Origin of the sequence: Streptococcus nasisuis (assembly GCF_040836615.1) — a bacterium.
Lineage (GTDB): Bacteria > Bacillota > Bacilli > Lactobacillales > Streptococcaceae > Streptococcus > Streptococcus suis_V.
Map to the genome: position 1 here is coordinate 2,444,612 of NZ_CP162268.1, position 11,520 is coordinate 2,456,131.

An 11,520-nucleotide genomic window follows, 5' to 3' on the forward strand; every position below is an offset into this window, starting at 1 on the left:
TGAGACTCCTTTAGGGATATATAGTTGATTGAAACAAGAGCAGGACAAAATTGCCTCAAGAAAAGTAGCACACTTTGCCAATACTTTTCTGAGGTGTTTTTTGATTTGAGCCCATTTTTTCTCACAGTATGCGAGAACTTTTTTACGAAAATCTAATGAATATGCCATAAATACATTATACCATAAATGTACTGTTTTTGTTTCATTATGATATAGTGATAAATATATGTGACAAGATTAAGAAGTGAAAGATGACTCAAAAGAATAATCTACTAAAAAATTTGAATAAGCTTGTTGATATTATCCCTGATACAACAAAAGTAATCGGGGATGCTGTTCAGGCTGCAGCCCCTATTGTTGATAAAGCTTTGGATCGTCAACATGAAAAAAATTTGAGTCAAGTACAGGTTCCTAATGTTATTGATGTAGATGCCGAGGAAGCCAAACGCCATCTCGAAGAACTTGGGTTTCGGGTTACTCTCACTTTGGTAAAACCGAATAAAAAATACCGTCGGGAGACAACCAGAGATAATGAGGTCGTGGATATGGTTCCAAAATCAGGTAGATTAGATAAAGGAAGCCTCGTAAAGCTTTACTATATCAATCAAGAGATTATCGATGCTAGTAACCAAGAAATCTCACTTCCAAACCTCATTGGACTAACCATTCCAGAGGCTCGAGAACACCTGCAAGAACTAGGTTTTAAGCCAGCAATGGAAATCCTCACGGCAGATGCAAAGTATGCTAAACAAAAAGTAAATGTTGTGATTGATATGGAACCTAAAGCAAACCTCTTTACAACAACTGCTGTGAAAGGTAGCCTCATCAAGTTAAAATATCTAGATGAAGAAGCATCGGAACAAAGCTTACAATCAGCTAGCCAAGCCCAAGAAAATCAATTAGATGTTGGACAACTATTCAAACAGCTTCCAAATTTGCTTGGAAACAAGGATGTCGAATAAAAAACGAGGAGAGATCATTTCAGAATCTCTCCTCATTTTTATTCCGTTTATACCAACTCTTCCACTTCATAGATGGTATCTTCCAAAGCCACTTGGTAGCCTTCCAAATCATAGGCCACCGAAGTTTCCACTTCCGCCAACTGCTGATCCAGCTGGATTCTAACTTCTACCACTCCGTCCAAATCCAAGAGGTGATTGGTCACGTACTTGACACAGTTCTGACAAGATAAATTTTTCAATTTCAAGGTTTGCTTCATATTCTTTCTCCTTTAGCATGATGCCCACAGGTACATTGACCTGCCAAGCATTGACAGGCGATTCGCTCAGGTGCAGTCTTTTGTAGTTGGGCTATTTTACTGGCTAGATGTTCAAGGCTTTTTTGGGAAAATGTCCCTGTGTCTAGCAAGTTTTCAACTAACTGTCCCTGTTTTGTGGAACAGATGGTAGCTAGTAAAAGTTCCACCTGCCCCTGCAAATGCTCCTCTTCACTGATCAGCGGATAATAGTGGTACTTGCTAGTTTCCTTAGTCATTCTCAGATAGTTTTTCTTCCGCAGACGACCTAAAAGTGTCTTAATAGTCGTTGCCTGCCAATCAAACCCCTCCTGCAAGGCCTGAATAATTTCCTGAGAAGTCGCACCAGGATGGGCCCACAGAACCCGCATGACCTGCCACTCCGCACCAGAAATCGTCTGCTCCACAAACTCACCTCCCGACAGTCATTTTCTAATTTTAGTTTACACTTGTAGTCAGAAAATGTCAAGAAAAAGGACTGAACATTCCGTTCAGCCTTATTTCTTAATGAGCCAGCATTTCCTGACCAATTTCCAAACCAGTCAAACCAACTGGATAATAGGTCGGCCAGTTTTCCAATTCTTCCAATAGTTTTTCTTGGCTCTCTCCACCAAAATAGATATGGAAGTGACCTGTCTTAACAGGAGCAATATTGTGGTCACTGAATTGCACATACTTGTAATCACCAGCATTTGGATCCGTTGCTTCAAATAAGAAACGAACACCACGGTTACCTTTTTTATAAGTCAAAATTTCATAACCCACGTACTTATAAGTATACTTGTAAGACTTGTCTCCCACTACAAACTCCATAGTATTGTCAGTAATGTTGATTTGATCAACGTCTGTCTTGTAACCTGTGTCGTAGTATGCCTTATACTCTTCAGCTGTCATATCACCTTTAATTTTCGCCTTGTAATCCCAAACTTGATCAAGCGTACCATCGAGCAAATATGGGTAAACAGACTGCCACTCCCCGGCATAATCTGACAAAGTGCGGTCTTTAACAGCAGCATCTTCAAAGTAGCCATTGTAAACCGTCTGAGCCGTCTCAGCACCCTCTTCTGGCAAGATTTCCACTCCTGCTTGACTGGTTGTTTTTTCCAAAGCCGCCAAGTTTGCTTCCATGATGGAAATATAATCCTCACCACTATCCATAGCTTCTGTCGTTACACTCTCAAGCGTATCCAAAACGTCCAGTTCCACGCCAGTTTCTTTTGCCAAGGTTTCTGCTACTGCTGAAGACGCATTCTCTTCAAAATAGATATACTTGATACCGTAGGTCTTGATGTACTCGGTCAATTCCGCCAAACGAGTTGCCGTAGGCTCTTGGTCTGCAGAGACACCTGTGATCGATACTTGGTGCAAACCATAATCCAAAGCCAAATAAGCAAAGGCAGTGTGCTGGGTGACAAAATATTTTTGCTTAGCAGCTGACAAGGTTTCTGTGTATTGAGAATGCAGAGCTTCTAGCTTTTCAATATAGGCTGCCGCATTTTCTTCAAAAATAGCTTTTTTCTCAGGATACTGGGCAATCAAACCATCCCGAATTGTTTCTACCAAGGTAATGGAACGTTCAGGTGACAACCATACGTGTGGGTCATAGGCGTGTTCGTGGTCTTCCCCTTCTTCGTGGTCATGTGTTTCTTCCTCACTACCAGGCAAAAGCAACATTCCCTCCGTTGCCTTGATTACACCAACCGCTTCAGTATCAATACTGTCTAAAACGTCTGGCACCCAAGTCTCCATATTTTCATTTTCATAGACAAAGGTATCCGCTTCTTGAATCAAAGCGATATCTTTAGCAGACGGCTCAAAGTCATGAACTTCTGTACCCGCTTCAATCAAAAGGTCAACTGTTCCTTCCTCACCCACAACCTGCTTGGTAAACTCATATACTGGATAAAAAGTCGTCACAATGTTCAACTCATCATCCTTAGAAGCTGTGCTATTGCCGCAGGCCGACAAGGCGAAGAACGATAAACCCAAACCTAAAAGAGCTAATTTTTTCATAATTCCTCCTATTTTTTAAACTTGGTAACTAGATTCACCAATAAGAAAATACTAATAAAAATCAAGGTGATGCTGGCACTTGCAGGTGTTTCAGCATAGTAAGATGTCAACAAACCAGCGACCATTCCAAAGAAACCAATCGACATTCCGATCACAATCACCGACTTGAAATTTTTCCCCAGACGAAGCGCAATGGCTGCAGGTAAGACCATGATGGTCGATACCAAGAGAGCACCAGCCGCAGGAATCATCAGGGCAATGGCGACACCTGTCACCACATTAAAAGCAATAGACATGGCACGTACCGGTAAACCGTCCACAAAAGCCGTATCCTCATCAAAAGTCAAGATATACATAGGACGCAGGAAGAGAAGGGTCAACAAGATAACCGCAACTGCAATGCCAAATAAAGCCCAGACCTGTTCCTGGCTAATAGTGACAATCGATCCAAATAGATATTGATCTAAACTCAAACTCGACTTGCCGCCAGACTTATTCATGACAATAAGGGAAATAGCCAGACCTGTAGACATCAAGATTGCCGTACCGATTTCCATAAAGTTCTTGTAAATCGTACGCAAGTATTCAAGAAAGACTGCTGCAACAATCACAACAAGTAAGGTGGACACAGTCGGAGAAATCCCCAAAACCAAACCAAACGCCACACCTGCTAAGGAAACGTGACTAAGGGTATCTGACATCAAACTCTGTCTTCTGAGAATGAGAAAAACACCCAGGATTGGCGAAAACAAACTCATGGCAATAATTGCCAAAAAAGCCCGCTGCATGAAATCATACTGGAAAATAGACAGATCAAACATGGCCTACCTCCAATTCTAATTCCGCATCATGAACATTGAAACAGCGCCAAGGAGAAGCCTGATCACGAACCAAATGAATATTGCGATCTGCATACTGACTCAACTCATCAGGATCGTGAGTAATCATCAAGACAGCCTTCCCATGCTTCTTAGCAGAATGATGCATTAACTTATAAAAAGCATCTTTAGTGCCACTATCCATTCCAGTAGTTGGCTCATCTAAGATGAAAATGTCCGGATCAGATGCAAACATCCGAGCAATGACAGCCCGTTGCTTTTGTCCACCGCTCAGTGAACCCAGTTTTTTATCTCGATGCTCCCACATACCAACCGAATCCAAACTCTTTTTCACATGTTCCTCATCGTGAGCCGTCAACCGTCTAAACCAACCCTGCCTTGGGTAACGCCCTGAACGAACAAATTCCAAAACAGTACTTGGAAAACCCGCATTAAAACTAGCGATCTGCTGCGGCAGATAAGCCATACGTAACTTTTTCCCCTTGGTGCTTTTTTCAGAAATAGTCACCTGACCAATTTTTGGTTTCAAAATCCCCAGGGTCGCCTTGATCAAGGTAGACTTGGCAGCCCCATTTTCACCCGTCAAGGTCACAAACTCTCCACTATCCAAGTGATAATGGATGTGCTCCAGGACCGGCTCCTTGTCATAATAGAAGGACAAATCCTCCACTGTGATGTATCTCATTATTTTTTAATCTTCTCCACTAAATCCTGCATAAATCGACCAATTAATTCTTGCTCATCAGCCGTGTAACCCTTTAGCAAATCCTCGTAAGCCTCTAATGTATGATCATGATGGTGGGCATGCTCCGCCGCAATGGGACGAGCCAGGTCCGTTAGACTAAAGCGAACAACACGGCCATCCTTGCTATCCCGCACTGCCTCCAAGAGACCTTGCGCAACCAAAGACTTGGTGGCCTTGGTCACTGCAGCCTGACTGATGTTGAGCTGCTTGGCAATCTCAGTATTGGTATAAGCATTCTTTTCAATCAACATGAGGATATGCTCCTGGGTATTGGTCAACTTGACCGAGCTCTGGCAATTACCAACTAGAATCTCCAGTTGATTTTCCGAACTCAGGACAATCTCATGCAAACATTTTTCAATTTCTAACGCAATCGGATTCATTTTATTTCCTTAACCTTTTAATTAACTCGTTAAGTATATCATATAAAAAAAGAAAAAACAAGAAAATGAGTCATATTTTCAAAAAAAGACAAACCTCTGACTAAGAGCAGCTTGGACATAGGTCGACCAAGGTCCGTACCAACCTATGCCGTAAGGTATTTTTCTATTCAAATAGCAAAACAGGCACAACTGGCAACCTCGCACAGACATACCGAGATATTTACAAGATTCACTTTCTCAGCTTTAAGAGAAATACCAGAGGGGCAAAGAGAAAGAGGGACGGGAAGGCGATTTTTCCTGCCAAGGCATTTTTAGGTATCTTTTCATACAAATCATCCATGATAAACGAAAAGGCCAGCCAACAGAGAAATAAGTAGATGGCACCTAGAAAATTAGGTCAAGCATTCAGACCATCCCAAAGCAAACTTAGGCCAACCCCAAACAACATCCCACCGACGACAAAGGCCAAAAAATCAAATTTCAAAGATTTCATAACAGCTCCTTTTGTTTATAGTATAACACAAAACAACCCCTCGGCGAAGGGCTGTTCCTAGTTAATCTATCTTACAACTCATTAACCAATTTCACGACGTTTTCAACGGTGAAGCCGTAGTTGTCGATAACGGTTTGAGCTGGAGCGGATGCACCAAACGTATCGATACCAAGCACCTTACCGTCAAGGCCGACATACTTGTACCAGCCCTGAGTAGCACCCATTTCGATAGCCAAACGACGGCGAATAGCGTTTGGAAGGATTTCTTCCTTGTAAGCTGCGTCTTGAGCATCGAAGAGCTCTGTCGAAGGTACTGACACGACACGGACTTTTGTACCAGCTGCCGTCAATTCCTTGGCTGCCTTGACTGCCAAGTTAACTTCAGAACCTGATGCAATCAAAATAGTATCAAAGCCTTCTGTATCGTAGACAACGTAGGCACCTTTGGCAACCTTATCAAAGTCTGTTCCTTCTTCCACTGTCAAGTTTTGACGAGTGAGAACAAGGGCAGACGGAGTAGACTTGCTTGTCAATGACAAGTACCAAGCTGCTTGTGTTTCACGCGCATCTGCTGGACGGAAAACGTTGAGGTTTGGCATTGCACGAAGACCAGCCAAATGCTCGATTGGTTCGTGGGTTGGTCCATCTTCACCAACTGCGATTGAGTCGTGGGTAAAGACGTAGGTCACTGGCAATCCTTGCAGAGCTGACAAGCGTACCGCCGCCTTGACGTAGTCTGAGAATACAAAGAATGTACCACCAAAGACACGAAGTCCACCATGAGCTGCCATACCGTTCAAGATCGTACCCATCGCAAATTCACGCACACCAAATTGGATGTTGCGATTGAGCGGATTTGCAGCATCTTGCAAGCCTTCGCCCTTGATGACGGTCATGTTTGAGTGAGCCAAGTCGGCTGAACCACCAAAGAAGTTTGGCAAAACAGCTGCTGCTGCGTTGATAGCGTCTTGTGATGAGTTACGAGTGGCTTGTGAAAATCCATTTTCATAAACTGGGAAGTCTTCTGGCTTGAGCTCTGCCAATTCACGGCCTTCCAAGATAGCTGTTACTTCTGCAGCCAATTCTGGATGAGCTTGCTTGTAGTCCTCTACCAATTTCACCCAAGCATCGTAGGCTGCGGCACCGCGGTCTGCTACATTAGCTTTGAAGTCCGCATACACTTCTGCTGGGATTTCAAATGGTCCATAGTTCCAGTCAAGTGCTTTGCGAGTTGCTTCTGTTTCTTCTGGACCAAGTGGCGCACCGTGGGCTGCATTGCTTCCTGCCTTGTTTGGTGAACCGTGACCAATCACAGTCTTAACCTCGATCAAGGACGGTTTGCCAGCTGCTTTAGCTTTTTCAATAGCCGCAAAGATGGCATCTACATCGGTACCATCTGTTACCAAATCTGTGTACCAACCGTAGGCATCGTAACGGGCACGAACGTTTTCTGTAAAGGCATCCTTGGTTTCACCGTCCAAGTTGATGTCATTTGAATCGTACAATACAATCAGTTTGTCTAGTTTTTGCAAGCCTGCATAAGACGCAGCTTCTCCAGACACACCTTCCATCAAGTCGCCATCCCCACAGATTACGTAAGTATAGTGGTCAAAGATTGGGAAACCATCGCGGTTATATTTAGCTGCAAGGAAACGCTCTGCTTGGGCAAAACCTGTCGCAGTTGAGATCCCTTGTCCAAGAGGGCCAGTAGTCGCATCTACACCTGCTGTATGACCGTACTCTGGGTGACCTGGTGTTTTTGAACCCCACTGACGGAAGTTCTTGATTTCGTCCATGCTCACATCTTCAAAGCCTGAAAGGTGGAGCAGTCCGTAAAGCAACATAGAACCGTGTCCTGCTGACAAGATAAAGCGGTCGCGGTTGATCCAGTTTGGTTGTGCTGGGTTAATGCGGAGCTCCTTGGTAAAGAGGCTGTAAGCCATTGGTGCTGCCCCCATAACAATACCTGGGTGGCCAGATTTTGATTTTTCAATGGCGTCAATACCAAGGAAACGAATTGCATTTACTGAAAGTTGTGACATCTTATTCTCCTTTAATAAAGTCATAGTTCTATTATACCATAAAGCGTTTTCGCTTGTCATTTTCAAAAGGCAGGACTTACGTCCCGCCCTCGGAGTGATCTATTATAGCAAGGCCTTGAATTGAATATTTGAATCTTCTAAGAAGCAATCGTCAAAGCCACGTGGGTGATGGTATTCAATGCGGTCCTTATCAAGTGGATAGGTGTACTTGCCCCCAACTTCCCAGATGAATGGGTGGAAGTCATATTGCAAGCGTTCTTTACGCATTTTCCAGAGCTGCAAGATTTCATCTGTTGACGCCATGAAGTTAGACCAGATGTCATAGTGAACAGGGATGATTACCTTAGCACGCAAGTTTTCTGCCATACGGAGAAGGTCGATTGATGTCATCTTGTCTTGGATACCGATTGGGTTGTCACCGTAGTTGTTGATAGCAACATCGATATTGAAGTCACGACCGTGTTTTGCAAAGTAGTTAGAGAAGTGTGAGTCTGCACCGTGGTAGATAGTGCCACCAGGTGTTTCAAAGACATAGTTGACTGCCTTACGAGCCATGAGTTCATCTGTCACAGGAAGTCCTGCTAGTTTGCCGCCATTTTCTTCGTAGCCTTCGATTGGAAGAGTTACCAAGCAGGTACGGTCGAAAGATTCAACAGCGTGAACCTTGATGTCTTTGAATTCAAAGCTATCGCCTGGTGCGATACGGATGATACGGTCAGCTGGAACACCCCATTTTTCCCAGATGTCGCCACTTTCAACTGGACCGACAAATTTGACGTGGTCCAATTTAGGATTGTTGATGATGGCAGCGGCTGTGCTGATGTCCATGTGGTCACTGTGGACGTGCGATACCAAGTAGTAGTCCAATTCATTGATGGCGAATGGATCGATAACCATTGGTTGCACACGCAAGTTTGGTTGCAATTTGCGCACACCTGCCATGTTAGCCATTTGGTGACCCCAAACCATATCTTTTACTTTTTTAGTTGACTTACCGCGAGATGACCAGAGGTCCATGACTACGTTAGCGCCACCAGGTGTCTTGATCCAAACACCACAGTTCCCTAGCCACCACATAGCAAAGTTGCCTTCTGGCACCACTTCTTCTTCGATTTCTTCGTTAAGCCAAGTTCCCCACTCTGGGAAGGTTGAAAGAATCCATGATTCTCTTGTAATATCTTGAACTTTAGCCATTTTTTCATTCCTCCTATAAGGCTGATTGTATTTCTATGTCTCTAGTATATGCTCCAAAGACAACAAAAAAAAGACCAAATAAAACACAGGCTTGTGTTCACATTTGGACTTTTGCACGCAGACAGCTAATACAAATCCGTTTCCAGATCGGAACTAGCTAAGCTTGCCAATAATTCATTGGCAATCAGATTTTGCAAACGCTGTTTCAATTCCAAGGCTTCCTGGCCATTTTCAACATATGACGCTAGGAGTTTGTCCAATTCCATGGCAAAACCTTTTTGGCTGTCTGTCAGACTGCGGTATTTGGCAAAATGAATCAAACGCAAGACATCATCAAAATCCAGAATCGGATGAACCTGAATCACAGGCAAATCCGTATCCGTCACTTCATTGGTCGAAATCAAGAAGTCCACCTCCAACAGGTCTTCCACACTCTTAAATTGCTCTGTTGTAAAGACGGCAGAGATGGTTTTTTCAGGTAGGTGGTGCTGGCATTGTTTCATCAACAATTTCTGTACAGAAACTCCCTCATCACAGATAAGAAAGACAGTCGGACTGGTCAGCTTTCGACAACTGCTTCGACGAAGGGCTCCACCCAAATGCACCGTCAAATAAGCGATATCCTCATCTGTCAACTGGATTTGCCAGGCTTCCTCCAAGATATGACTAGAAGACTTTGTCAATCGAAAGAGGGTGTCATACTTGTAGCGAATCTGGTCAACCAAGGGATTTCGCGATAAGATTCCATAGGTTTTTCGAAACAGCATGGCCTTACAGTGAGCCAGCAAATCATGAGCTAGCTCCTCTTTTTTCTCCAAATCAAAATCTGAATGTAGCTCAAAATGACGGATAAAGGCATCGACCACCTTCTTCAAATCCGCAAAATCCTGACTAGTAACATGGGCATCCCGGTCCTTGCGATAAGACAAGAGCAAGACGGCAATCAGCGACACTTCAATCTCGTCTAAATCAAGACCAAACTGCTCTTCTAGGGACTGGCTAATTTTTTGAGCAACACCGTACTCAATCCGTTCATAAACCAAGGCAAATTCTCGGACAATCGCATCCTTTTCCTCCTGTTCTAAACTCATATTGCGATAGGTGAGCAGCATATAAGGAAGAATTTTAAGCATCAGTTCAATTTCAGAACGATTGATTTTCTTACCAAGGTCTTTTTCAATACCATATACCTGGCGGGACAAAAACTGGGCCAAATCTTTTGAAAAAAGGGACTGGCAACCACTGAAAAGACTAACCTTGTCTTCCAAAATGCTGACAAAACTCTTGCTCGCTTCTGTGAACAAACTATAGAGTAAAGAGTGGATATATTGGATTTTTGTCAAGGGATGACAGGCCAGATCGTAGCCTTGTGACTTAGAAACATAGAGGGTCATCTGATACTGTTCCTTACTCAATCGACTGCGGATTTCATTAAGGTCATTGAGAACAGTATTTCGTGAAACCTCTGTCAGATCCATTAATTTTTCCAAGGTAATCCGTTCGCGTGCGATACAAATATAAAGGAGCATCAACTGCATGCGCTCATCCATATTCATAATATAGCTATAGGAATCAATGGAATCTAAGAGTTGACGACAGGCCTGCTTTTGCTCTTCGGACAAACGGATTCCGATCCGAGGTAGACTTTCGATTGGCTCAACATGGTCTGGAAAGGCAGCATTGATTTTTTCTAAATGATAATAGATTTTTCTACGCGATTGTTGCAATTCCTTGGAAATAGCCATAATGGTTTCTGGCTCTTGGATACCAATCAAATGACGCAATAAGGCACAACTACTTTTATCTAGTAACACCGTTTTTCCCTCCTCTCTTTCTATCTTAACATATTTATAATATAGATTCTAACAATTATATAAATATGTAGCGTTTTTTATCTGTCAATAGATGCTCTTGATAATCTCCACCCGTGTAATCAAATCTCCATGCATATTGTCAATCCGCAGTGCTACATTTTTCAGATAGACGCAGGCACCGATGGCAATGGTTTTTTCTTCTTCATTGAGTTTGCGGGTCACAAATTCACGCAGGGTTTCACTGCCTTCACTAGGAATTTTTACCCGTGCAATGATGTTGGCAACCTTAACCTTCTGACTGGCCCGCATGATGATATTATTAGAGTCATCAAACTGGGTAAAGAGGTACTTTCTCACAGCAAATAAGATGGCAACCGACACAATACCAATCAGGTAATCCATACTAGACCCATGTTCCACAATCAGTTGACGGGCAATGGCAACCAAGAGCACCTCGATGACAGTACTAGGCGATTGTTTGCAGAGCATTTTGATGAATTCGACCCCGACTGCCAAAGTCATAGCCTTGCTTAAAAACCCCTGGATAAAGTTATCCGCTTGAATACCACCCGTCAGTGAACCAACTAAATCCGCCAACAACAATCCTGATAGTGCTAGGAGGGCTAATCCTAAAATGGCTGATAAAATCAACTCCAGATAGTAGGCAACCTCTGTCAGACTATCTTGTAAAAACTTTCTCATCTTTCTCCTCATCAAAAGAGAAAAAGCAGTTCTCCTTTTT

The 11,520-nt window shown here is 43.2% G+C and carries 11 protein-coding genes and 1 pseudogene; 1 reads left to right on the top strand and 11 read right to left on the bottom strand.

Annotation, left to right across the window (positions count from 1 at the left end; all coding sequences use genetic code 11):
* Window positions 1-27: 27 nt before the first annotated feature.
* Window positions 28-123: pseudogene (locus AB1F57_RS12270) on the bottom strand (IS630 family transposase); the annotation flags it as partial.
* Window positions 124-251: 128 nt separating this feature from the next.
* Between AB1F57_RS12270 and AB1F57_RS12275 the strand changes: the two are divergent.
* On the top strand, window positions 252-962 hold the full coding sequence (locus AB1F57_RS12275) for a PASTA domain-containing protein (protein ID WP_167785965.1): 711 nt from the start codon (window positions 252-254) through the stop codon (window positions 960-962).
* Between the two features lie 47 nt (window positions 963-1,009).
* On the opposite strand, the gene AB1F57_RS12280 is transcribed toward AB1F57_RS12275, so the two are convergent.
* The 10 genes from AB1F57_RS12280 to AB1F57_RS12325 all read right to left on the bottom strand — a co-directional run bounded on the left by AB1F57_RS12280 (window position 1,010) and on the right by AB1F57_RS12325 (window position 11,480).
* Window positions 1,010-1,219, bottom strand: coding sequence for a heavy-metal-associated domain-containing protein (locus tag AB1F57_RS12280; protein ID WP_367985808.1), 210 nt, complete (start codon window positions 1,217-1,219; stop codon window positions 1,010-1,012).
* The gene (locus AB1F57_RS12285) at window positions 1,216-1,662 is read right to left on the bottom strand and encodes a CopY/TcrY family copper transport repressor (RefSeq protein ID WP_167785967.1); all 447 of its coding nucleotides are present in this window, start codon (window positions 1,660-1,662) and stop codon (window positions 1,216-1,218) included. Before AB1F57_RS12285 ends, AB1F57_RS12280 begins: the two co-directional genes overlap by 4 nt.
* Before the next feature lie 97 nt (window positions 1,663-1,759).
* The gene (locus tag AB1F57_RS12290; protein WP_167785968.1) at window positions 1,760-3,268 is read right to left on the bottom strand and encodes a zinc ABC transporter substrate-binding protein AdcA; all 1,509 of its coding nucleotides are present in this window, start codon (window positions 3,266-3,268) and stop codon (window positions 1,760-1,762) included.
* Between the two features lie 8 nt (window positions 3,269-3,276).
* Entirely contained in the window at window positions 3,277-4,089 is an 813-nt protein-coding gene (locus AB1F57_RS12295; RefSeq protein ID WP_167785969.1) for a metal ABC transporter permease, read from the bottom strand.
* On the bottom strand, window positions 4,082-4,792 hold the full coding sequence (locus AB1F57_RS12300; protein ID WP_167785970.1) for a metal ABC transporter ATP-binding protein: 711 nt from the start codon (window positions 4,790-4,792) through the stop codon (window positions 4,082-4,084). Before AB1F57_RS12300 ends, AB1F57_RS12295 begins: the two co-directional genes overlap by 8 nt.
* Window positions 4,792-5,235, bottom strand: a complete 444-nt coding sequence (locus AB1F57_RS12305) for a zinc-dependent MarR family transcriptional regulator (RefSeq protein WP_105123031.1) — start codon at window positions 5,233-5,235, stop codon at window positions 4,792-4,794. Before AB1F57_RS12305 ends, AB1F57_RS12300 begins: the two co-directional genes overlap by 1 nt.
* Window positions 5,236-5,799: 564 nt before the next feature.
* Entirely contained in the window at window positions 5,800-7,770 is a 1,971-nt protein-coding gene (gene tkt, locus AB1F57_RS12310; RefSeq protein WP_170238612.1) for a transketolase, read from the bottom strand.
* Between the two features lie 102 nt (window positions 7,771-7,872).
* Window positions 7,873-8,964, bottom strand: a complete 1,092-nt coding sequence (gene ulaG / locus AB1F57_RS12315) for an L-ascorbate 6-phosphate lactonase (RefSeq protein ID WP_024376139.1) — start codon at window positions 8,962-8,964, stop codon at window positions 7,873-7,875.
* A 125-nt stretch (window positions 8,965-9,089) separates the two neighbouring features.
* Window positions 9,090-10,778 carry a transcription antiterminator gene (locus tag AB1F57_RS12320; protein ID WP_367985809.1) on the bottom strand — a complete coding sequence of 563 codons (1,689 nt, stop codon included), beginning with the start codon at window positions 10,776-10,778 and terminating at the stop codon, window positions 9,090-9,092.
* 84 nt (window positions 10,779-10,862) lie between these two features.
* Window positions 10,863-11,480, bottom strand: coding sequence for a hypothetical protein (locus tag AB1F57_RS12325; protein ID WP_167785974.1), 618 nt, complete (start codon window positions 11,478-11,480; stop codon window positions 10,863-10,865).
* Between the last annotated feature and the right edge of the window lie 40 nt (window positions 11,481-11,520).